This window comes from uncultured Winogradskyella sp. (assembly GCF_947495255.1).
Classification (GTDB): Bacteria; Bacteroidota; Bacteroidia; order Flavobacteriales; family Flavobacteriaceae; genus Winogradskyella.
Window position 1 is genome coordinate 256308 of sequence record NZ_CANLYI010000006.1, and the last position, 23752, is coordinate 280059.

Here is a 23752-nt window from a genome sequence, read left to right on the forward strand (position 1 = left end):
CTCACTTTCATAATGTAAACAATCAAAATTTGATGATAAAGGTACTTTAAATATCATAAATAGATGTTTAACATTCTATAGTCTTACTTCATCAAAATAGTTATAAAACACAATTATTCAGTTCTAGGTTTGCATCAAATTTAAAACTTAATACATATGAAAACTTTAATTACAATTATTACAATGGCATTATCGTCATTATTCGTAAATGCACAAATGACTTCCGAAAAGGAGATGCAAAAATCTTTAGATAATTCTATACCAGTTGCATTGAAAGAGAATAATGTTCCTGGTATGGCAATTGCAATTATTAAAAATGATCGAGTGATTATTAAGAAAGGTTATGGCTTTTCTAATGTTTCGCTTGGTGTAAAAGTTGATTCCAAAACTGGGTTTAATATTGGTTCCATCTCTAAAATGTTCACAGCTTGGGGAATTATGAAAATGGTAGAAGACGGAAAGATTGATTTAGACACACCTGTCTCAACTTATATAACAAAATGGAAATTGCCAACCAGTAAATTTGATGAAGATAAAGTAACCATTAGAAATTTATTGCAACATACAGCTGGTTTATCTGTACATGGATATAATGGTTACGAATCTAAAGAAGAACTGACATCTATTACTAAATCGCTATCTGGAAATAGCCGTGAAGAGGAAGCAGTAAAACTAATTATGGAACCTGAAAGTAAATGGCAATATTCTGGTGGAGGCTATTCTATATTACAACTTATTATCGAAGAAGTGAGTGGAGAAACATTTGGTGATTATATGCAGAAAAACATTTTCAAACCTTTAAAAATGAAGCATACTAGTTTTAATATCGATAAAAAAATATTGAAAAAATCGGCAAAAGCTTATGATGAAGAAGGAAATGAAATCCCATTACAGCTTTTCAATGCACAAGCTGCAGCTGGATTGCATACAACAATAGACGATCTTATTCTTTTTGCAAAAGCATCATTTTCAAAAAATACTGTGCTAACGGAAAAAAGTATTTCACTTTTAAGAACACCAACAGAATTGTCAAAAGGAAATTACGGAATGGGATATATGGAAATGAATCGTTTTGGAGATTTTACATTGCATGGTCATGGTGGGTCTAATGAAGGTTGGCATTCTGGATTTATGCTCGATTTTGAATCAAAATCTGGTATTATAATATTAACCAATGGCTCTTCAGGAAGGAATGTTTTATTTGGAGGTTTGAAAGATTGGGCTCAATGGCATGGTAGCAATTAATTATATTTTATAATTAGCATCAAAGGAAATATAAAATCACATTATTTATTTAAAACTCAAATACCGAATAACTTTCGGCAAGTAAAAAAACAATCAAAAATGAAAACAAAATATTTATTACTCTATCTTTTTGCGTCCTCTATTAGTTTCGGGCAAATACATCCAAAAATCAGCTCACTAATTGAAGCGGAAATAAATGCAAATAAAGTACCTGCATTAGCGGTTGCAGTTATCGATTCTGGGAAAGTTGTACATATTAGTGCCAAAGGATTGAGAGATGTAAATTTAAAAAAAGAGGCTACTATAAACACACCTTTTCACATTGCATCTGTTTCTAAAACAGTAACCAATATGGCGGTATTTAAGTTGGTAGAATCTGGGAAAATTGATTTAAAAACAGATATTAATAATTATTTACCTTTTAAAGTTGAAAATCCTTTTTTCCCTGATGAAAAAATAACTGTAGAACTTTTGCTGAAGCATAGAAGCGGAATTAAAGATAATATAAAGTTTTACGGACCTCACTGGAGCAACCCTAAAGGCGACCCTAAGATTAGCTTAGCGTATTTAAAAGATTATTTGGTTTCTGGTGGAAGTCTTTATAAAGAAAGTCACTATGATAATAAACCAAACCATAAATTGAATTTTAAATATTCTAACACAGGCATTGCATTACTGGGTTATATTGTTGAACAAGTGTCTGGAATGAATTATGAAGATTTTTGCCAACAACATATTTTCAAACCAATGAAAATGAATAATTCAAGCTGGTTTCTAAAGAATTTAGATACTAGTTTAGTTGCCAAAACTTATGTTAAAAATAAGGCTAAAGAATTTATCTTTAAAGGTCATAACGGATATCCAGATTATCCTGGTGGACAATTAAGAACTTCTATTGTTGATTACACTACTTTAATTGCAGGTTTTTTAAATGCAGATGACAATAGTTTTATCTTAAAAAACGAAACTAAAAAAATGATTATCCCTTCAGTTAGCACGCCTCATTTAGGATATTATACTTGGTTTATAAAAGCAATAAACAACAATCTATATTACGAACATGGTGGAGGTGATACTGGTGTAAGAACAATTTCTATTATTGACCCAGATAAAAAAAGAGCTATCATCATTTTTGCAAACCACCCTTATAATTTTGATGAATTATATAAATCCATAGAAATGGAAATGTGGGAGAACTGAATCTGTAAGGAACTAATCTAAAACAAGAAAAAGATTGTTCAAGATAAACTGTTGGCCAAAACAAAAAGTAATTATTAAAATTAGAACAAAATGAATAAAAGTATCACACTTTCAAAAGCAGCTACAATAGCAGGATTAGGACTTCTAATTATGACTTTAACGGTTCCTTTTGCTGAATTTAAAATAATTCCAGATTTAGTAAACCCAAATAGCGCATTAATAACTGCAGCTAACATTACTAATAATTCATTCTTATTTAATGTCGCCATTTTTCTAATCTTTATAACAATCGTAGCAGATATTGTTGTAGCCTGGGCACTTTATATATTTTTAAAGCCTGTAAATAAAAGCCTATCATTACTAACAGCTTGGTTTCGATTATTATATACTGGAGTTTATCTGTTGGCAGTTACTAATTTGATAAAAGTATTTACCCTAACAAAAGGAACTTCTTATTTTCTTTCAAATTCTCCACAACAAATTTCAGAATTTATGCTTTTTTATATTAAATCTTACAAATACGAATGGTTTTTAGGCCTGATTTTATTTGGTATTTATCTAATTCTTCTTGGATTTTTAGTACTAAAGGCAGACTATATCCCAAAAATATTGGGCTGGTTATTAATCATTGCAGGTATAGGTTACGTTGTTGGCCATTTAAAAGTGTTTTTGTTTCCCGATCTAAATACAAGCTTTAGTTTGTTTACCGCGTTGGGTGAACTAGTATTTATGCTTTGGCTTCTAATTAAAGGTTCTAGAATAAAAGAATTACAAATAAGTTAATCATGCTAAAAACATTTTCAAACCTTTAAAAGTTTAAGTATTCTAATTTCAAGATCAATAAAAAAGTATTGAAAATCAATAAAAGCTTATGATGATGACGGAAATGAAATCCCATTGCGACTTTTCAATGCTTAAGCATGGTGAATCTAATGAAGGTTGGCATTCTCGTTTTATGCTCGATTTTGAATCAAAATCTGGTATTATAATATTAACCAACGGTTCTTCAGGTAGGAATGTTTTATTTGGAGGGTTGAAAGATGGGGCTCAATAGCATGGAAGCAATTAATTATACGCTATTATTTTATTTTAAGCAGTGAATGTTGAACTTATTATTGACATTCACTGTTTTACTTAACTTCCATTACACACACGTTTTCCGCCACTACTCTACCCTTTCAGAAAAAGAGTGTTCCATTAACTGAGTAAAGAAACTTATAGATTAATTTTTTTTACAATAAGAAAACTAACATGCGCTTTTAACCAAAGCCCATGTTGTACATAACGCAAGTACATTATAGGACAAATTATAACAATTAGCGTAATAGCGCTTTTGGGCGATATTTGACATAATCATAGTTCTAATGACACATAGTGTTCTATAACGTTAATGATTATATACAAGCTAATTGTGGTTTTCTAAATTTTCAGTTCATACTTTATTATGGCAAACAAAACGACCGTATTATATTTAAAAAATTGAAAGACAACTAATTATAAATTCACTATAAAAACTTCAATTTTTATATAAAACTTAACAGTCTAAATCACTTATAATCAATATCTTTATGTAGGTTTTTAACGAAGTCCAAATCTTCATTTTTCTTATTAAAATCTTCAATTATGAAACAGTTCATTATAGTACTTACCGCACTATTATTAAGTACAACGTCTTATGCACAGTTTGAAATTTCGGCAAGTGGTGGTTATGCCATAGGAAGTGCCGGAATGAAAATAGGTGAAATACAAACCACTAGCGGAACAGAAAACACCTATGGCAGTTATGGAGAAGGTTTAAATGCCCAATTACGTGGTACTTATTTTTTTAACGACCGCTTTGGTGCTGATTTAAGTCTTGGTTATCTGCATGGCTCTGACCAAACGGTCTCTAAAGTTCGTTTTGGTGGTTATGAAGTTGATGCTATTGCTAGAGCACGCGCTTTTGGTGCTTCTGCTTCGTTAGTTTATAGATTTAACACCAATGTTTATAGTCGTATTGGTGCACTTGTTAAATTAGGTGGTAAAACAGAGGCTCTTGTTCATCAGAAATCTACTTTTTCTCAAGCCGAAGCGGATGCTTTTGGTGTGCCTTTTGGATCCTATACCGAAACCAACTATGTGGAAGATTATCATGGACAATTTCCATTAGGTTTTGTTGCTGCAATTGGATACAGACATCAGTTAAACACAAACTTCAGTATTTTTGTAGAAGCCGAATATTACGGTATTAGTTTAAAACGAAAAGATTCTGAAATTACTGAATTTAATACCAATGTTGTTTTACCTGACGGAACAGTTGCTGTTAGTGGTCTTTATTCATTAGATAATCTTCCTGAAGGTACAAATAGAACCACCACTTATGTTGATGAATTATCTAGTGATAATACAGATACATCAAAGGAATTGGCTGTAAAAGTACCGTATTCCTCATTCGGAATTAATTTTGGTGTGATTTATAAATTCAAACGTTCACACACAGATCACCAATAGAAATTTAACATGGTATCATAACCTATGTCACTTCACTCCTATTAAATTTAAGTATTAATAGGTGCTAATGTTATGGCTTTTTTCTACTTCAGCTCTTCCATAATTTCTGCGAATAATTCATAAGACCTTATTCTGTCGTTGATATCATATAAATGGGTTACTGCAATGAGTTCATCTGCATTTGTTTGATCTAAAAACTCTTTAACTTGTGCTTTTACAGTCGCTTTACTTCCAATAAATGCATACTTGAGCATTTGATGGACTTGAGGATTCCTCATAATATCCCTCAAATTGTCATTCATGTCCGTCGGTTGTTGCACGTTAGCACGCATACCTGTAAATATGCCAACAATCATTCGGATTAAAGAGGTTGATAAACGTTGAGCTTGTTCATCTGTTTCTGCGATGATAATATTAACGCCAGCCATGACATAAGGTTGTTCAAGTTCTTTTGAGGGTTGAAACTCATCACGGTAAATCTTTATAGCCTCAAACAAATGTGTTGTTGCAAAGTGGCTTGCAAAGGCATAAGGCAATCCTTTTTTGGCCGCTAAATGTGCACTATCTGTACTCGATCCTAAAATATAAATGGGTACGTCTGCACCTTCTGCTACTGTGGCACGCACCATAGCTTCATCATTGTCAATTGAAAAGTATGTTTGTATTTTTTCGAGCTCTTTAGGAAACTGTTGCGCTGCTTGCATAAAATCAGAACGAATGGCTTCTGCCGTTTCTCTATCAGTTCCTGGCGCACGACCTAGTCCTAAATCAATACGATTAGGATAAAATGCGGCTAGTGTACCAAACTGTTCTGCAATAATTAATGGTGAGTGATTAGGCAACATAATACCACCAGCACCTACGCGGATCGTTTTTGTGCCTTGTGCTGCATAACCTATAAGTATCGATGTGGCATTACTAGCTATATTAGATGCATTATGGTGTTCTGCCAACCAATAACGTGTGTAGCCAAATTTTTCAGCTTGCTGTGCTAATTGTAATACATTAGAAAATGTTTGTTGCAGTGTTTGACCTTCCGATACTAAGGCAAGATCTAAAATGGAATATTTGGTAGGTTTAGTTTTCATAATTATGGTATTTCTTTGTAACATGAAGGCTTAAAAGGGATTAAAGTCGCTATACCCTAATCTAATAATTCTGAAACCACATGTATATTCTCTTTAGTCGCTAAATTAGTGCCACCTGTCATTGTGGTTGCAACACCACAAACAACACCCCATTTTAAAATATCTGGAGAAGACATACCTTGCGCTATAGCATACGCCAATCCTGCAACCATACTATCACCTGCTCCTATGGTACTCTTTACTTTTACAGATGGAGTGTTTTGATAAAAGATGCCGCTTTCTGATGCTAAAAAAGCACCACGTGCACCTAATGAAACCACCACATATTCTGCATGTTTGTTATGGATTAATTCCATAGCAAAGGCTTCTTGTTCCGTTTTGGTTAAGAAGTCCTTACCTGCTAATTGTGCCAATTCACCTTGATTGGGCTTCATTAAAAACACTGGTTTTTTAAGACTCGCTTTTAAAGCCTCACCAGAAGTATCTACTATGAGTTTTACATTTTCAGCGCTTAAACTGTCTATTAATTCAATGTAGAAATCCGGAGACATCGTATCAGGAATACTGCCACTTAAAATAAACATAGAATTATCCGTAACTAACTTATTTATAATTGTTTTAAGTGATTCAATTTCAGTAGCACTTAAACCTTTTCCTGGCATACCAAATCGGTATTGTAAATCAGTTTTAGTATCTACAACGGCTAAGTTTTCGCGTGTCCATGCGGCTACAGGAATTGGAGTTATATCTAATTTTTCATCTTCCAATAACCCTTTTAATGTTTTCCCAGTATCGCCTCCACAGGTAAACAAGCAATTGTTTTTTACCTCTAAAGTATGAAGAACGCGAGAGATATTTACGCCTCCTCCTCCAGCCTGAAATTCAATAGCCTGACATTTAAGTTTTTGTTCTGGAATTAATTGGTCAATTTTAGCACTTTTATCTAAGGCAGGATTTATGGTTAAGGTTACAATATTCATTATAAGTATCGGTTTGTAGTTCGCAATAAAAACGCCATAAAGTTATGCATAATTCTGAGGGATTTGCATTAATATTTTCCTAAATATTAATGTAAATATCAACTACTAGAAGTTAATCACTTTTCTGGGAAATTGCTTATAGTTTTTGCGACTTATAAATAAAGAGATGTTGTGTGTATAACCCATACTTTAAAAGCAGGAGTATAAGATATTGTATAAAAAAAAACACGTTCTAAAAAGATGAATTTAAAGAACGTGTAAACTAAACTCTAGTAGTTTTATTAAACTAGTAAACCATGACTTTCTTAACCAATTGCTTACTTCCACTCTCGATTTTTACAAAATAAAGACCATTAGTTTGATTTTGAAAATCGATTGCAACATCACTAATTAAAGTTATACCTTCTATAGTTTTAATGGACTTACCAGTAATATCAAACACTTGAACTGTTGATATTTCATTATTAAATCCACTATCAAAGAAACTCACCAATCTATCTGTATTATTATATACCATTTTTAAAGAATTAGCTGTAAAGTCTTCTGTGTTTAAAACATAATTACAGGCATTAAATACATCATATACATTGTCTCCAGAATTGGTAACCGTAATTAATCTATTACCTCCAGTAACTGTTGAGCACGAAGCCTCTGGTCCAGGTGTTTCATCGTTTCCCCAACCTGCAGCACTTAAATATTTATACTCAAATGTAATTGGGTAATCTGCTGGTGTTGGTAAACGTAACGTTCCACTATGAATATCTCCTGTAGCATTAGGAAACGATAATACACTAGGATTCCAATCATTAAGCCAGCCAGCCATGTGCACATTTCCTACGGCAATAGTACCTTCACTTGCCATATCGACATTAAAGGTCACTTCAAATCCTGTACCAGAAGGATTACAACCATTAAAAGGTACTGACTCTAAAGTCACTGCCATACCAGAATTGTTGATATACAAAAATCGATCGCCATTTGATGGTGCACAAGGGTAACTTGCAGATTCTTCAGTTCCCCAAGCATTGCCATTTAGAAACTTGTAACGATGCCATCCTTCGCTTAATTGAACAGTAACAGCGTAAATGCCTGTTGAGCCTTCTTCTGTAAGCATTGTTGCATCTGTAGACCAACCGTTAATAGTACCAACAACATGCACTCCATCTGCACTTACGGTCTCTGCTGACATATCTACTTTAATAGTTACATCAACTTGTGAGAATCCTTGAAATGAGACTAGTAGAGCTAGTATCATTAATCTTGTAAAGTAATTTTTCTTCATAATTAGAGGTTTTATTTAGTTAATAAATTAGTGTTTGCATTGCATGTGGCAATATTGTATTTTGAATTTCAAAATCACCAACTAGTAATTTGTAATAGATAGGATTCTCAGTTTTATTCATCACAACAGTTACAATTTTACCATCTGGGTTTTGAAACGAAGTGCTTTCAATGGTACTTCTACTAGTTGTTGTACTAATACGTTTAGCTTTTTGCTTTATAAATTTTGAAAAATGCCCTATGTAATAATACGTTGGTGTATATATCAGTTCGTTATTTTGAGTATCTGCATGAATTGGTGCAAAACAAAAATTTTGCACATGATTTGGTCCTCCTTTTTCATCTAATAATATATTCCAATCAGTCCAACCTACTGTTCCACTATTAAAATCATTAATCATAGAATTGCCATAACGTTCTGCATTAGACCAACGGTTGTATTGTGTTGGGTCAAACTTTTCTTGACAGCCTTCTGTGAACAACAAATTAATTTCAGGGAAAGACGCTTTAATATTTTTTAGGTTATCGTATTTTGGCGCTCCTCCTGTCCAAGTTTCATACCAATGAAAACCAATTCCCCAAGCATATTTAATGGCTTCTGGATCTTCAAAAATGGTATTGGCTCTATGCGATATTAAATCTCTATTATGATCCCAAACCACAATATTTTTATCACCCATATTATTTTTTTCGAACGTTGGACCTAGATTATATTTTAAGAAATCACGTTCTTCTTCAGCAGTATAAATACAAGATTCCCAGCGTTGTTTTGCCATAGGCTCATTCTGAATAGTAACGCCCCAAACTGGAATACCTTCTGCTTCATAGGCTTGAATAAATTTGACAAAATAATCAGCCCAAGTTTGATAGTATTCTGGTAATAATTTACCGCCTTGGAGCATTTGCTTATTAGATTTCATAAATGCTGGTGGACTCCATGGACTCGCGTAGAACACCAAATCATCTTTAATCAGTGCTTGTGCTCTTTTAATCATAGGCACACGTTTCACCAAGTCTTTTTCAATAGAGAAAGTTTTGAGCTCCTTATCACCTTCTTCAATGTAAGTATGGCTTCCTAATCCAAAATCACTACTGTGAATACTGGTTCTAATAATATTATAATTAATACCTTGTTCAGAGTAATAAGCATTTAGTAATTCTTCTTGCTTATCCTGGCTTAAAGTTGAAAACACTTCGGCAGCAGCGTCTGTAATAGCACCTCCAATTCCTAAGAATTCTTGAAATTGCTTTTCTGGATTAACAAAAATTGAAACTTCCGTTTCTAAAGGTTGTTTGGCTCTATTGAATGTTTTAGTACTATCTAAAGACAGTCTTTTATTGGTGTTTTCAGCCGTAGTATAAACACTCACTTCTTTACCTAATAAATTCGTTTTTTCTTTAGTATTACTTTCAGATTTGACCTTTAAATCATTATCCGTTTTTCCTTGTTTATCCGTTTCAGATTGTTTGCAAGAAATCAAAGTAGCAGCTAGGAATAGTATATAAAAACAGTTTTTAATCATTTTATGTGTTTTTTAATTACCAAACAAAAGTTGCAACTGAGCCTGCTGGCATCGTTACAGAAATCGGTTCTGTTTGTACGTTTATATTAAGTGATTTTTGTACATCTGAATTGTTTAAAACAACCACAACAATCTTATCCTCTGGAGTTTTGTAAGCTACATTTGGAAATTCAAAAGATTCATTAGATTCAATTCTGACTGAACCTACTGGAACAAATTTTGAAGAATGAGCAATGATGTAATATCCAGGATTTCTTTGAACAGAATTACCGTCTATTGTAATTGCTCCAAGACATTCCGTACAACCACCATCTGTATGTGGATTGTTGCTTGGGTCTGCTGCTAAATTCCATTGCAATACATTTTTACTCCAATTTCTTGGTGCACCAACCATCAGTTCTCTAACATGCCAACGTATATCTGAATAGAAATCTCCAGGTGCTTGAATCCATTGCTCTGTGAAATATACATTCTTATCAGGATGCGCATTATGAACAAGCGCCATATTACTTATTTGACCTGCATATAAATGAAACGCAGAACCATCAATATAACTTTTAGCCGCAGCATCATTTAATATTGAAATTGGGTATTCTGGATGATCTAAATTATGATCGAACAAAATAATTTTAGTGGTTATGTTTTCCGCTTGAAACGTAGGTCCTAAATTATCTTTAATAAAATCTCTTTGTTGCTCTGCATTCATAACCATACTTGGATTGTTGTATGGATTTTCTGGCTCATTTTGTATGGTAATAGCATCTATGGTGATACCTTGAGTAGCCATAGCTTTTATATACTTCACAAAATAATTGGCGTAGGTATTATAATACTGTGGTAATAACTCACCTCCTATAGTTGAGCCGTTAGTCTTCATCCATGTTGGCGCAGACCAAGGCGTAGCCAATATTTTAATAGTAGGATTAATGGCTAAAATTTCATTTAAAACAGGAACGAGATTTGCCATATCTGGATTCAATGAAAAATTATCTAAGTTTTCATCGGTTTGTCCACTTGGTAAGTCATTGTAGCTAAATGTAGTCGCATCCAAATCAGAAGACCCTACACTTATCCTCAAGTAACTAATACCAATGCTATTTTCATCTGTTCCAAAAAGTTCTTGTAATAACTCAGAACGCGTAGCAGAGGACATATTATTAATTAACATTGCACTTCCGCCAGTTAATGTATATCCAAAACCATCCATTTCTTGATAAGTAGTACCTTCAGAAACATTGATTGTAAAATTAGTGTTCGTAACCATTGGAAATAAACCACTCGTGGTTAAAGTGAGTAAATTAGATTCATCTGGTGATGTGAGGTAAAAATCGACGTTGACATCCGCAACTTCTGGTGGTGGATAGGTCTTCATTTCATCTTCATTGCAAGCTTGTAGTGCAACTAATAGAAGTAGTGTAAAATAAAATTTCAAATTATATCGAGTTAATAAATTCATAGTCTTAATTATTTATTGTGCAAATTCATAGGTTCCTGATTGGTAATCATCATTAAGCATTACAGTCACCGTATATGAACCATCTGTTTCAATATTGAGCATGTTTTCGCCTCCTCCATTAATAAGGTTTCCGGTTAATGATGTCGGATTATCGCTACCAAAATCTAAATCCCATGGACTTATGAATTTACTGTCTGAACCAGCTGTAAGGTTTGATGTAACTGTAAATGTATTTGGATGACTATAAGTCATTTGAATCTCTTCGCGATCATCCCAAACTTGCCAATGAAATAGCTTAATATTATAGTACGTCCATGTTAACTCTGGAGCACTAAAATCTATACTAAATCGCAAGGCTCTATCTGTGACTAGTGAAAACGAATTAATATTCTCTGTAAGTGTTATAGCATCTGAAACCAAATCACTATCTGGTGTTGCACTATCTGCAAGAAGTCCACTAACAGAATACGATGTTCCGCTGCCATCAGCTGCGCTGTTTAATGTATATGTATTACTGGCTTGCATAGCAATAAAACGCTCCGAACTAAAAGTGTCTCCATTTAAAGAAAACTCTTCAATCATAGTTCCGTTTTCAAATAAGAATAATTGCGCTGGTGTCGCTATGGGCTCAACAACAGAATCGTCTATTTCAAAAGAATAGGTATAGTGCTCTGCAGATAAGTCTAAAGTCACAAAATATAATCCCGTTTGGTTGTTTTGTATATCTTCAACATTTAGCCCTTGGTTACCTGCATCACCTTCCAAAATAAGTGTGTTTGGTGTACCTACAATACGTTTTAGTAAATAACCCCAATCTCCATTTGCTCTAAATACAAATCCTCCAGTTTCTAAAAGATTTATAGAAGCTTTCCAAACACCATTACCTTGGTAATCTAATGGTTCGTCGCCTCCCCAACCACCATTAATTGGTGTACCTACCATACTCCAAAAATTGATTTGAAGTAGCTCATAAGTGTTAGTGTCTAAGTTTACTTTTATTCTAAATTGTCCAGAATCACTGGCAACTATGGCATCACCAAATGAAACAATATTACCCTCACTTCCTCCAAACTCTAAAGCCGGAAGTGAACGTTCACTATAAAATTTATAGCTTTCACCAGCAACAAGACTGGTATAAACTTCGTGAACATTTGATAGTTCACCATTACTATCTGTTAATCGTCTTAGCGCAATGGCCTGTGATAAGTCATTATTATTTTCTGTTGCTGTACCAGAGATATAAAGCGACTGTGGTAGGGCCTCATTTTCAAAACGTGTAATACTTAAATCTGAAGTGGATAGACTCGATTTACTTAAGCTATTTGCTCTTATGGCAAAGCTGACTTGAGCTGCTTCATTAGCTGGAAAGCCAGAAAAAGCTAAGGCTTGGTCTAGCGCTTCATAACTTATAGATAATGATGTATTTGTTCCATTATTAGAGGATTCTGACGTAAAAAATGGTGCAGAAAAATCGGTGGTTCCTGCTGGTGCCATTAACACCTCATAAGTTACGGCATAGCCTTCTGATGAAACTGCTGGTTCCCAACTAAAAGTCACAGACTCGGTTGGCGTATCTTGATCTAACACGATACTCTGATTTGCTTCTGGTGTTAAAATCACAGGAGAACTTAATTCCCATTCACCTTCTGGTTGAAGGTTATCTTCGGTTTCACAAGAGATGAATGTGAAACTAAGCATCATACTAAATAATACTATAAATATATTCTTTGTTTTCATAGCTATTTTTTTAAAGTGGATTTTGAACTAAAGCAGGATTTCTATCTAACTCTTGCTGTGGAATTGGTAATAACTTTTTTGCCTCTGTCATGTTATAATTAACTTGATTGCCAGTTCTTAAATCTATTTCGACCACAGTATTCATCGTTGAAATTAATGCATCGTATCTCGCAAGGTCATCCCAACGTTGGCCTTCTTGAAATAATTCTAAGCGTCGTTCTTTAAGTATAGTTTCTCGTAATACTTGTTGAGAGTTACTTTGAGTACTGGTTAAATCTGATAATTCTGCACGCGTTCTAATTCGGTTGACTTCTGTAATCGCAGCTTGTAGTTGATTAGTCTCATTTAAAGCTTCTGCTTTTAGTAAAACGATATCGCCATATCGCATTAAATATGTATTGTCTGCACTTGCAAAACCATTAGCGTTTTTCCATTTGTAACTAAATGGTATTGCTGTACCTTGACTATTTCCCCAAAACTCATCAACCCATTGCACGGACTCAAATAAAATAGAGGCATTTTTTCTAACGGTATCACCTTCTAAATCAAAAGCGTTAACTAAATCCACAGATGGTGTTACAAATTTCCGCCAAGAATCTCCACTTATAGATGGTGGTAACAATAATTGTGGTCCATAGTTGCCTTCGTTTCCACCAAGGTATTGTACCTCAATAATAGACTCTGCATTGTTATAGTTATTTCCACTAAACAATTGGTCATATGCTATAAGTTGATAGTTTGCGTTGCTACTTTCAACAGCTTCTATATGTGTTAATACAGCATCGTAATCTGGGTTTGGTTGTTGTGCATAAGCCTTAGCAGCTAATGCATGTGCTGCGCCAGATGTTGCTCTTGCTTTGTTAACACTCGCATCATTACCATAAGTATCTGGTAATAATGTTGCTGCTAATTCTAAATCGGCTGTGATTTTTGCATAAATAGCTTCAACTGAAGCTCTAGGGATATTAACATCCTCAGCTTCGGTAGAAATGATGGTGTTAGTAATTAAAGGAACGCCTCCCCATAATTTCACTAACGTAAAATAGTGGTAAGAGCGCAAAAAGATAGCTTCACCTTTTATTTGACTTCTACGTTCTTCTGTGAGTAAAGGGTCAGTGATACCATCAACGCGCTCAATAACTAAATTGGCTTTTGAAATGGCATTATAAAGGTTTGACCAATGACTAAATAATCTTGAATGCGTAGCTGCAATATCAATATTATCTATCTGAAAAACCTCTGGGTTGTCACCTCCTGCATAACAATTGTCTGAACGTACATCTTGAAATAATAAATTATCCCAAACATAATATTCTGAAGATTGAAACGACTCGTATGCGCCAACAAGTGCAGCTTCTATCTGACTCGCTGTTTCATAAGCATTGCCACTGGTCTCTTCTGAAATGGGCTGAAGATCTAAATAGTCATCACATCCAACCGTTACAGTTAAGAGTAATGCTAAAATTATTGTTTTAAATAGTTTCATGACTTTGATTATTAAAAAGTTGCGTTTATACCGAAAATTAAATTTCTTGTTTGAGGATACGTTCCGAAATCAATACCTTGTACGGTGTTACTTCCTCCAAAGGCATTGACTTCTGGATCAAAACCTGAATAATCTGTTATGGTAAATATGTTTTCACCTGTACCATAAAATTTTAATGCTGTGATACCTAATTTATCAATTATACTTTGTGGTAAATCATAACTTAAGGTTATGGTTTTGAATCTCAAATAGGAAGCGTCTTCAATGAAACGGGTTGATACTCTAGAATTATCACTATTCCCAAAACTCGCTCTAGGTATATCAGTGACGTCACCTGGTTGTCTCCAGCGATTTAATACTGCGATGGATTGATTTTTTGGATCAATCATGCCTTCAGTTTCAATACGTGTGACATTTAACATCTCATTACCTTGAGAGCCTTGAAGAAATACAAATAAGCCAAAGCCTTTATAGTTTAAATTACTTGTTAAACCATAGTAGAAGTCAGGATTAGCATCGCCAATAATTGTTCGGTCATCCGGACTTGGAGTAAAAGTGGAATTTCCTTCGTTATCTATGTAGTAAGCATTTCCTGAAGTTGGATCAACACCTCCAAAAATATAACCATATAAAGTCCCTAAAGGTTCGCCTTCTCTAACTAAACTCGCTTCACCTCTGCCTCCTGTAATGCTACCTTGCAGTAATTCTTGTCCAACAAGACTAATCACTTCGTTGCGGTTAAATGAAATATTAAATCCAGTACTCCATGTTAAGTTTTCAGATTTAATATTTACCGTATTTAAAGCAAATTCAATTCCTTTATTCTGAATTTCGCCAATATTTCTAATCGCATTATCAAAACCAGTAGCTGTTGGTAATGGTGCGTTTAGTAGTAAATCGTTTGTTTTTTTGATGTAAGCATCAGCTGTAATACTAATTCTATTATCAAGCATAGTAAGATCAACACCAATATTGGTTTGTTCTGATTCTTCCCATTTTAATTCGAGATTTTCAATAGATGCTGGGAATGTTCCAGGTTGTGTCACGCCACCAAAAGGATAATTTGCACCAGATCCAACACGACCTAAATAACTATACGCATCAATATTGTCGTTACCAACGATTCCCCAACCTGCTCTAATTTTAAGATCGTTTATTAAACCATCTTCTTTTATGAATTTTTCGTTTGAAACACGCCAACCTAAAGAGAACGATGGAAAATAACCCCATCTTTTATTCGGACCAAATACGCTAGAACCATCTGCTCTAAAGTTTGCTGTTAATAGGTATTTATCATCAAAACTATAATTAACACGACTTAAAAATGAAGCATTAGCTCTTTCAGATTTCCATGCTGATGCATCAAAAAGTTCAGAACCTCCATTTGGTGTTGTAACTGATGCACTTGCAAAATTCCGTGTTTGAATAGAGCTGTTTTCATAAGTGAATTTTTGTGATACAGAACCTACTAAGGCTTCAACAGAATGTTTATTAAAGGCCTTATTATAGCTCAAGGTATTCTCAACAATATAATAAGACTTTTTATCCGTGTTATTAATTCCTTGTCCGCCAATGGCAACACCAAAACCAGTTCTAAATGGGTCTAGAAAAGAATCAAAAACACCATGGCTATTGTCAATACCATAATTAAATCGGTATTTAAAATTCTCTAGGAACTTAGCTTCTAAATAGATGTTACCTAAAAAACGTTGGTTATTATATTCCCGATCTAAACCATCTGTACTTGCTAACGGATTTTCCCAGTTTTGAAATGGGTTACTTGTAAACATGCCATTATCATTATAAACACCAATTATTGATGGCGTAGTTAATGCACCTAAAAGCACACCGCCTTGGTTTACACTATTATTATCATTAACATCGACATCTTTATAAATGGTATAAGCTATTCTTGTCCCAACTTTTAACCAATCGTTTATGTCTTGGTCAAGATTAATTTTAAAATTACTTCGTGCTATTTCTGAAGTTCTAACAGCACCTTCTTGTGATAAATGACCACCTGAAATAAAATAACTAGTGCCTTCTGTTTTTCCAGATACTGAGGCTTGATAATTTTGAGAGAATCCATTTTGAAAAATTTCATCTTGCCAATCCGTGCGTTCAGTAAAACTATCCCAATCGGTTGATAAGCCCATTTCTGTCATTAAATCTCTATACTGTTCACCATTTAAAACTGGTAAAGTGTTCCAGACTTGCGATACACCTGTATATAAATCTAAACTGACTTTAGGTTTAGATGTCGTTCCTCTTTTAGTTGTAATTAAAACAACACCATTGGCACCTTGCGCACCATAAATAGCAGCCGAAGAGGCATCTTTTAATACCGTCATGGTATCAATATCACTCGGGTTTATGGCTCTTGTATCTGTTGTTGGTACACCATCTACAACATATAGTGGTTCACTACTGGCATTAATTGAATTGGTTCCTCTAATACGTACACTAAAACCACCTGAAGGTTTTCCTGATCCAGAAATAACTTGTACACCAGCAGATTGACCTTGTAATAAAGAACCGACTTGTGTATTTGGTCGCGATTCAAAAGACTCACTATCAATTGTAGAGACTGAACCTGTAATGTCCTTTTTAAGTTGCGAACCATAACCAACAAGGACTACTTCATCTAGTAAACTTGTATCTTCTTGCAACTGAACATTAATAATGGATTGACCATTTACTAAAATCTCTTGCGTCTTAAAACCGATATAGCTAAAAACCAATATCGCATTGTCATTTATTCCTTCACTTAAGGAATAATTACCGTCAAAATCCGTACTCGCACCTATTGAGGTTCCTTTTATTATTACGGAAACACCAGGTAATGGTAAGGTTCCATTTTCAGTTACGGTACCAGAAACTTTGGATTGTGCCATACTTTCGTTTGTACACCATATTGAAATGAAAATTGCTGTGATGAAAACTACTTTTTTATAAATCATTTGCTCCTATTCTATTAATTAATTGAAGTCTATATTATCAGTTAGCAAATTACTCTGATATCACACTAACTACAATAGAAGGATTGGGAAAAGTGGATTTTAAAAGCCTCTATGTAATTTTAAGTAACTATATGTTAAGTAATTATAAAATTTTATTGTAGAATAATAAGTGGATTCTAAATGTAATTTTTAGAGTTAAAAATCAGAAATTAGTAATTTTTGTATGGTAATTTTGACAAAAGCATTCAAATATTAGATAGATTTTATCATCTTCTCAAAATTTTCTTTGTCAATTGCAGATTTGTTAATGGATGCTCGGTAGTTATAAATGGTATTTACAGAATATCTTAATATTTTTGCGATTCTAGAACTGTTAGTAATGCCCAACTTTATAAGTGCAAGTATTCTTAATTCAGTATTTAAATCCTCCTTGTTTTTTAATTCAATCTGATCTTCAGGTTTTAATAACTTATTCACATCGGCTACAAAATTTGGATAAATATGTAAAAACGAACTATCAAAGTTCTTATTAAATATCTGTAACTCTTCATCAATAAGCTGTTTAGACTTCGATAATTTAAGCAAAGCATTCATCTGATTGGCATTGACATATTTACTAACCAGTTTTCTATAGACATCTAATTTGGTGATGTATTCTGAATAGAGATTTAAAAAGTTACCGATATAATGCTCTTTAATTTTATCGACTTCAGAGAGTTCGAGATAAAGGCTTTTTAGTTCCTCATTAGATGTATTAAGCTTATGATTAAAATCGAGAAGCTTGTCATTCGCAATTTTAAGTTTATCCTTTGCTACTGATACTTTTTTAACTTGCTTATAAACCGTATAAATGGCAATTAATAAAAACACTGCTAAGACACTAATAAACAGCAAAGAGTATTCTAATTTCCGCTTCTGTTTTGCTGTTTTCTGTTCGTATGCCTTTGTAATTAGCGGCATATTATTAGCGATGTCTACAAAACGTAATCGTGAATTGTAAAACTCGGCATCATTGTAAGAAAAATTAATATAGTGATGCGCTCTGTCGATATCGCCTTCTGTAAAAAGGATTTTTGCCAAGATACCCATGGACGCATTATCTTTTACAGAGGCTTGGATATCTGATATCGCTGAAAGGGTTAAATACTCTTTTTGTTTCGTTAATTCGTTATTCAACTCATACAATAAAGACCTTTCAAAAGTAATTAAAGAGAATAACCGAGAACCAATTTGTACTTTTTCTAGCCTTTGCCCATTAATCTTAAACGCCATATCTAAATCACGACTATCCCTAAATTCCTTTTCTTTAAGCCTTAGTGCTTCCTCTGAATTGGGTTTTAATCGTGAGTATAAAGAATCTTGATATGCTGTATAAAGTTCCGAGTAAATTAATTTATTACTATTTACAGCTGTATTATACGCCAAACCAGAATAGCCTTCTTTATGAGCAATAAAATAGTCGTTAATTAAAGATTCTGGCAACGAGTTTCGATTGATTTCACTCAACGCATCAATAGATTCTTTAAAACGGCCTGTATTAACCAACAGCAATCCCATCTTTAAAATGGCTTCGTCTAATAATACATTATTATGAAGCTTTCCGCCTATCTCTACGTTTTTTTCAATGTATTGCAGTGCTTGGTTAAAACTGTAAAACTGATATTCTTCAAAAATGGCATTGTTAATTCTATACTGCTCGTTAAGATTATTTGACTTCTTGTCTTTTTCAATTAAGGCATTTATCCGTTGTTCTTTTTCTAGATCATAAGCTTTATAATTGCGCATCTTAGATTCCAATTCATTAATAATGGAATCTAAATTCTGTGACAAAAGATTACTTTGAAAAAGTAGCAGTACGATGAGGCCTAATATAAATTTCAAATTATTGTAGAGAGTTAGTTTTATTCAGACTAATAATTTTGCTTCTAAATTAATAATAAAAAAGCATCTTAAGATATATTAAATAGAAGATAAAATTTTAACTCTTACATGTCAAATTTAAATCTAGAGAAGTTGATATGAGTAAACTTAATAAAGGCACTCATTTTTTTGTAATTTGAAGCTTTCAAATAGCTCAAATAGTTCTACTAAGAATATATAAAAATAATGGAATAAAATTCATTCTAAACTAACGAAAAAACCTTTCGCTATCTCTGTTATCTTTAGCTTTATGAGTATCTTTGTTAGTACTAGTATTTCTATATAAATCAAAGCTTTCTATCTCAAATAATGAAAAACTATAAACCCAAAAACAGATTAATTCCACAGGCCTATATTGATGGTATTTTAAAAGGTGATCGCGTTATTTTATCTAGAGCGATTACCGTTATTGAAAGTAATTTAGAAAGTGATAAAATTTTAGCGAAAGAAATCGTTCAAGAGATTTTACCCAGTTCAGGAAAATCTATTAGAATTGGTATTACAGGTGTTCCAGGTGTTGGTAAAAGTACCTTTATCGAAGCCTTTGGTTTGCGTTTAGTTAAAGCAGGTCATAAAGTCGCTATATTATCTATTGATCCAAGTAGCCAACGCAGTAAAGGCAGTATTTTAGGTGATAAAACCCGAATGGAAGAATTAGCCGTTTTACAAGAAGCATACATTAGACCTTCTGCCTCTGGTGATACTTTAGGTGGTGTTGCTAATAAAACTGGCGAAACCATGTTACTTTGTGAAGCCGCTGGTTACGACGTTATTTTAATTGAAACAGTTGGTGTCGGACAATCAGAAACTGCCGTACATGGCATGACGGATTTCTTCTTGTTATTAATGCTGGCTGGTGCAGGTGATGAATTACAAGGTATAAAAAAAGGGATTATGGAAATGGCAGATATGGTTGTTATTAATAAAGCCGACGGAGATAATATTACCATGAGTAAATTAGCCAAAAGGCAATACCAAAATGCATTACATATTTTTCCGATATCAGAATCCGGATGGAGTCCTATAGTAAGTACAGCTTCAGCTATAAAAAATATAGGTATTTCTAATGTTTGGGATGAAATTCTAAACTATAAAAAATTAGTTGATGAGAATGGCTATTTCTTAAAAAACAGAACCCATCAGCAAATCAAATGGATGTATAATAATATTAATGAAGAATTAAAGCAACTGTTTTATAATTCAAAAGATATTAAAAATGAACTTTCCATTTTAGAAAAGGATGTTATCGCTTCAGAAATATCTCCTGTTAAAGCCGCGCAACAAATTATAAAAAAGTTTAAACAATCATTTTAATCCATCACCATTCAAAATGAAGTTTGATAATTATTTCGACCAGCAATTTGAACTACGATATTTTGAAATGAACAAATTGGGTTTAGCAACGCCTACAATTATGCTAGGCTTGTTAGAAGAAACAGCTGCAGACCATTGCTATGCTATTGACCATAGTATATTTGATCTTTTTAAAATGAATGTTGGTTGGGTTTTAGTTTCTGGTGTGTTGCAAATGGACCGTTATCCTAGTTATAAAGAGAAAATCACCATTAGAACCTGGTTATCAAGCTACTCCTCTATTAAAGGCTATAGAGAGAATATTATTTTTGATGAAAACCAAAATATTATAGGCAGAGCAAAGGGTTTGTGGGTATTCTTTGATATCGAAAAAAGAAAACCTATTCCTATTTTTAATACCATTAAAGAACAATGGTCGTTCTTCAACACCTCTTCTATAGAACATGATATTAAGAAAAAGATTAATGCAGTAGATTCTGCCCATTATACCAAACAATTTACAGTCCATCGTTTTGATACAGACATGAATAAACACGTCAATAATATCAGATATTTACAATGGGTGATTGAATCTATTCCTGAAGATATTGTAGAAAACTATTATTTACATACTATAGACGGTCGGTTTATTGCAGAAGCCCAATATAGTGATACCGTTTTGTCTCTAACAAAAGAATTACCATCCGCAACTGCTTTTGAGCATACCATAAAAATTGAAGGAAGCGATAAGATATGTGCAACAGCACATACACATTGGAAAACGTATTGATTATAATAGGTTATTTTTTTTTACATACATAAAGTCCTCTCAAAGGGACAATCCACAAAGTTGAATTGAACACTTGTCACCTTGAGCATAATTTAGGGTGTTTTTTTTAAAATAAAAAAGCCCAAGCAATATACTGCTTGAGCTTTTTCTGCTATTAATCAGAACTTACTTATTCCTGTTCTAAATATTTTTCCATTATGGTTATTGCAGCTTCCGAAATTACAGTTCCAGGACCAAAAATGGCAACCACTTTTCGTTCTAGTAGAAAATCATAATCTTGAGCAGGTATCACACCTCCTGCAAAAACCATAATATCTGGTCGTCCTAATTGTTCTAATTCGCCAATTAACTGCGGAATCAACGTTTTATGACCTGCAGCTAAACTCGATGCACCTACAAAATGTACATCATTTTCTATAGCTTGTTTCGCGACTTCTTCTGGTGTTTGAAACAAACTTCCCATATCCACATCAAAACCTAAATCTGCAAAACTAGAAGCTACTACTTTAGCACCTCTATCGTGACCATCCTGACCCATTTTTGCAATCATAACTCTTGGTCTACGACCTTCAATTTCTGCAAATTTATCAGCTAATCGCTGTGCTTTTGCAAACGTACTATCGTTATCTACTTCTTTTCCGTACACACCACTTATTAATTTAGTATCGGCTTTATGTCTTCCAAAATGAACTTCTAAAGCATCTGAGATTTCACCTAAAGTAGCAAAATTTTCAGCTGCTTCAACGGCCAATTCTAATAAATTACCTTCAGCACCTCCTGCGCAATCTTCTAAGGCTTTTAAATTGGCTGCAACCACTTCTGCGTTTCGCTCAGCTTTCATTTTGTTAAGACGAGCAATTTGAGAATCTCTAACAGCCGTATTATCAATATCTAAAATTTCTATATTCGATTTTTCAGTGGTTTTAAACTTGTTAACGCCAACTAAAATATCTTGTGCAGAATCTAAACGCGCTTGTTTACGTGCAGACGCTTCTTCAATTCGCATTTTAGGTACGCCTGTTTCAATAGCTTTTGCCATGCCACCAAGTTCTTCAACTTCTTCAATCAGTTTCCAAGCTTTTTTAGCAATCTCTTGTGTTAAATACTCTACATAATACGAACCTGCCCAAGGATCAACTGACTTAGTGGTTTGGGTTTCATCTTGAATAAATATTTGTGTATTACGAGCAATACGCGCAGAGAAATCTGTTGGTAATGCAATCGCTTCATCCAATGCGTTGGTGTGTAAAGATTGCGTGCCGCCTAAAGTGGCTGCCATAGCTTCAATACAAGTTCTTGCAACATTATTAAAAGGATCTTGCTCACTTAAACTCCATCCAGAAGTCTGACTATGCGTACGCAATGCCATTGATTTTGGATTTTTAGGGTTGAATGATTTTATAATTTTAGCCCAAAGCATACGTGCTGCACGCATTTTTGCAATTTCCATAAAGTGATTCATACCTACAGCCCAAAAGAAGGATAATCGTGGTGCAAATTCATCAATTTTTAAACCAGATTTTAAACCGGTTCTAATGTATTCCATACCATCAGCTAAGGTGTAAGCCAATTCAATATCTGCTGTTGCACCTGCTTCTTGCATATGGTAACCACTTATAGAAATAGAATTGAATTTAGGCATGTTTTTGGTCGTGTAATCAAAAATATCACCAATAATTCGCATAGAAGGTAATGGTGGATAAATGTAGGTATTACGCACCATAAATTCCTTTAAAATATCATTCTGAATGGTACCAGAAAGTTGATTTAAAGGCACGCCTTGTTTTTTTGCCGCTGCAATATAAAAGGCCATAATTGGAAGTACTGCACCATTCATGGTCATTGAAACCGACATTTTATCTAAAGGGATTTGATCGAACAAAATCTCCATATCTAAAATAGAATCTATCGCTACACCTGCTTTACCAACATCACCTGTAACACGTGGATGATCGGAATCATAACCTCTATGTGTTGCCAAATCAAATGCTACTGAAAGTCCTTTTTGACCTGCAGCTAAATTTCTTCTGTAAAAAGCGTTTGACTCTTCTGCTGTTGAAAATCCTGCGTACTGACGAATCGTCCATGGACGCATTGCATACATCGCACTATAAGGGCCTCTAAGAAATGGAGGAACACCAGCTGAAAAACTTAAATGCTCTGCCGAAGCAATATCGTCTTTTGAAAATTGTTTTTTTACAGGAATGCCTTCAGGCGTATTCCACATCGCTTTACGCTCTTTAACTTCAACTGTTTGTTTAACAGCTGAATTTATTTTTATATCTGAAAAATCGGGTTGCATA

At 33.8% G+C, this 23752-nt stretch carries 17 protein-coding genes; 7 read left to right on the top strand and 10 right to left on the bottom strand.

What is annotated here, in order from left to right; translation table 11 throughout:
- Window positions 1–156: 156 nt before the first annotated feature.
- From Q0807_RS11485 to Q0807_RS11505, 5 genes are all read left to right on the top strand, one after another.
- Window positions 157–1245: a serine hydrolase gene (locus Q0807_RS11485; RefSeq protein WP_299109980.1), complete on the top strand. Its 1089-nt coding sequence runs from the start codon at window positions 157–159 to the stop codon at window positions 1243–1245.
- Window positions 1246–1344: 99 nt separating this feature from the next.
- Complete coding sequence (locus Q0807_RS11490) at window positions 1345–2445, top strand: serine hydrolase (protein ID WP_299109982.1); 1101 nt, start codon at window positions 1345–1347, stop codon at window positions 2443–2445.
- A gap of 90 nt (window positions 2446–2535) precedes the next feature.
- Entirely contained in the window at window positions 2536–3228 is a 693-nt protein-coding gene (locus tag Q0807_RS11495) for a DUF4386 domain-containing protein (protein WP_299109984.1), read from the top strand.
- A gap of 88 nt (window positions 3229–3316) precedes the next feature.
- On the top strand, window positions 3317–3499 hold the full coding sequence (locus tag Q0807_RS11500) for a hypothetical protein (RefSeq protein ID WP_299109987.1): 183 nt from the start codon (window positions 3317–3319) through the stop codon (window positions 3497–3499).
- 569 nt (window positions 3500–4068) lie between these two features.
- The gene (locus Q0807_RS11505) at window positions 4069–4935 is read left to right on the top strand and encodes an outer membrane beta-barrel protein (RefSeq protein ID WP_299109989.1); all 867 of its coding nucleotides are present in this window, start codon (window positions 4069–4071) and stop codon (window positions 4933–4935) included.
- 83 nt (window positions 4936–5018) lie between these two features.
- Here the strand turns inward: Q0807_RS11505 and Q0807_RS11510 are convergent, their stop codons facing one another.
- From Q0807_RS11510 to Q0807_RS11550, 9 genes are all read right to left on the bottom strand, one after another.
- The gene (locus tag Q0807_RS11510; RefSeq protein ID WP_299109991.1) at window positions 5019–6023 is read right to left on the bottom strand and encodes an LLM class flavin-dependent oxidoreductase; all 1005 of its coding nucleotides are present in this window, start codon (window positions 6021–6023) and stop codon (window positions 5019–5021) included.
- Window positions 6024–6079: 56 nt separating this feature from the next.
- The gene (locus Q0807_RS11515) at window positions 6080–7003 is read right to left on the bottom strand and encodes a 1-phosphofructokinase family hexose kinase (RefSeq protein WP_299109993.1); all 924 of its coding nucleotides are present in this window, start codon (window positions 7001–7003) and stop codon (window positions 6080–6082) included.
- A 286-nt stretch (window positions 7004–7289) separates the two neighbouring features.
- The gene (locus Q0807_RS11520; RefSeq protein ID WP_299109995.1) at window positions 7290–8285 is read right to left on the bottom strand and encodes a T9SS type A sorting domain-containing protein; all 996 of its coding nucleotides are present in this window, start codon (window positions 8283–8285) and stop codon (window positions 7290–7292) included.
- A gap of 19 nt (window positions 8286–8304) precedes the next feature.
- Entirely contained in the window at window positions 8305–9807 is a 1503-nt protein-coding gene (locus Q0807_RS11525) for a glycoside hydrolase family 30 protein (RefSeq protein WP_299109997.1), read from the bottom strand.
- A gap of 16 nt (window positions 9808–9823) precedes the next feature.
- Window positions 9824–11239 (bottom strand): glycoside hydrolase family 30 beta sandwich domain-containing protein, encoded by a 1416-nt coding sequence (locus Q0807_RS11530; protein ID WP_299109999.1) that lies wholly within the window; start codon window positions 11237–11239, stop codon window positions 9824–9826.
- 36 nt (window positions 11240–11275) lie between these two features.
- Window positions 11276–13000, bottom strand: coding sequence for a SusE domain-containing protein (locus Q0807_RS11535; protein ID WP_299110001.1), 1725 nt, complete (start codon window positions 12998–13000; stop codon window positions 11276–11278).
- A 10-nt stretch (window positions 13001–13010) separates the two neighbouring features.
- Window positions 13011–14486: a RagB/SusD family nutrient uptake outer membrane protein gene (locus tag Q0807_RS11540; RefSeq protein ID WP_299110004.1), complete on the bottom strand. Its 1476-nt coding sequence runs from the start codon at window positions 14484–14486 to the stop codon at window positions 13011–13013.
- 11 nt (window positions 14487–14497) lie between these two features.
- Entirely contained in the window at window positions 14498–17380 is a 2883-nt protein-coding gene (locus tag Q0807_RS11545; RefSeq protein WP_299110006.1) for a TonB-dependent receptor, read from the bottom strand.
- A gap of 318 nt (window positions 17381–17698) precedes the next feature.
- Window positions 17699–19231: a DUF6377 domain-containing protein gene (locus Q0807_RS11550; RefSeq protein ID WP_299110008.1), complete on the bottom strand. Its 1533-nt coding sequence runs from the start codon at window positions 19229–19231 to the stop codon at window positions 17699–17701.
- A gap of 444 nt (window positions 19232–19675) precedes the next feature.
- Between Q0807_RS11550 and meaB the strand changes: the two genes are divergently transcribed.
- The gene (gene meaB, locus Q0807_RS11555) at window positions 19676–20680 is read left to right on the top strand and encodes a methylmalonyl Co-A mutase-associated GTPase MeaB (protein ID WP_299110011.1); all 1005 of its coding nucleotides are present in this window, start codon (window positions 19676–19678) and stop codon (window positions 20678–20680) included.
- Between the two features lie 16 nt (window positions 20681–20696).
- On the top strand, window positions 20697–21449 hold the full coding sequence (locus Q0807_RS11560) for an acyl-ACP thioesterase domain-containing protein (RefSeq protein ID WP_299110013.1): 753 nt from the start codon (window positions 20697–20699) through the stop codon (window positions 21447–21449).
- Between the two features lie 169 nt (window positions 21450–21618).
- On the opposite strand, the gene scpA is transcribed toward Q0807_RS11560, so the two are convergent.
- Window positions 21619–23751, bottom strand: a complete 2133-nt coding sequence (gene scpA / locus Q0807_RS11565; protein WP_299110015.1) for a methylmalonyl-CoA mutase — start codon at window positions 23749–23751, stop codon at window positions 21619–21621.
- Window position 23752 lies beyond the last annotated feature (1 nt).

What these genes read in the sequence shown, in the direction of transcription:
- Q0807_RS11540 (WP_299110004.1), bottom strand. Translation starts at nt 14,486, where the DNA reads ATGAAACTATTTAAAACAATAATTTTAGCATTACTCTTAACTGTAACG.
- Q0807_RS11525 (WP_299109997.1), bottom strand. Translation starts at nt 9,807, where the DNA reads ATGATTAAAAACTGTTTTTATATACTATTCCTAGCTGCTACTTTGATT.
- meaB (WP_299110011.1), top strand. Translation starts at nt 19,676, where the DNA reads ATGAAAAACTATAAACCCAAAAACAGATTAATTCCACAGGCCTATATT.
- Q0807_RS11495 (WP_299109984.1), top strand. Translation starts at nt 2,536, where the DNA reads ATGAATAAAAGTATCACACTTTCAAAAGCAGCTACAATAGCAGGATTA.
- scpA (WP_299110015.1), bottom strand. Translation starts at nt 23,751, where the DNA reads ATGCAACCCGATTTTTCAGATATAAAAATAAATTCAGCTGTTAAACAA.
- Q0807_RS11535 (WP_299110001.1), bottom strand. Translation starts at nt 13,000, where the DNA reads ATGAAAACAAAGAATATATTTATAGTATTATTTAGTATGATGCTTAGT.
- Q0807_RS11500 (WP_299109987.1), top strand. Translation starts at nt 3,317, where the DNA reads ATGATGATGACGGAAATGAAATCCCATTGCGACTTTTCAATGCTTAAG.
- Q0807_RS11485 (WP_299109980.1), top strand. Translation starts at nt 157, where the DNA reads ATGAAAACTTTAATTACAATTATTACAATGGCATTATCGTCATTATTC.
- Q0807_RS11515 (WP_299109993.1), bottom strand. Translation starts at nt 7,003, where the DNA reads ATGAATATTGTAACCTTAACCATAAATCCTGCCTTAGATAAAAGTGCT.
- Q0807_RS11510 (WP_299109991.1), bottom strand. Translation starts at nt 6,023, where the DNA reads ATGAAAACTAAACCTACCAAATATTCCATTTTAGATCTTGCCTTAGTA.
- Q0807_RS11505 (WP_299109989.1), top strand. Translation starts at nt 4,069, where the DNA reads ATGAAACAGTTCATTATAGTACTTACCGCACTATTATTAAGTACAACG.
- Q0807_RS11545 (WP_299110006.1), bottom strand. Translation starts at nt 17,380, where the DNA reads ATGGCACAATCCAAAGTTTCTGGTACCGTAACTGAAAATGGAACCTTA.
- Q0807_RS11490 (WP_299109982.1), top strand. Translation starts at nt 1,345, where the DNA reads ATGAAAACAAAATATTTATTACTCTATCTTTTTGCGTCCTCTATTAGT.
- Q0807_RS11560 (WP_299110013.1), top strand. Translation starts at nt 20,697, where the DNA reads ATGAAGTTTGATAATTATTTCGACCAGCAATTTGAACTACGATATTTT.
- Q0807_RS11520 (WP_299109995.1), bottom strand. Translation starts at nt 8,285, where the DNA reads ATGAAGAAAAATTACTTTACAAGATTAATGATACTAGCTCTACTAGTC.
- Q0807_RS11550 (WP_299110008.1), bottom strand. Translation starts at nt 19,231, where the DNA reads ATGCGCAATTATAAAGCTTATGATCTAGAAAAAGAACAACGGATAAAT.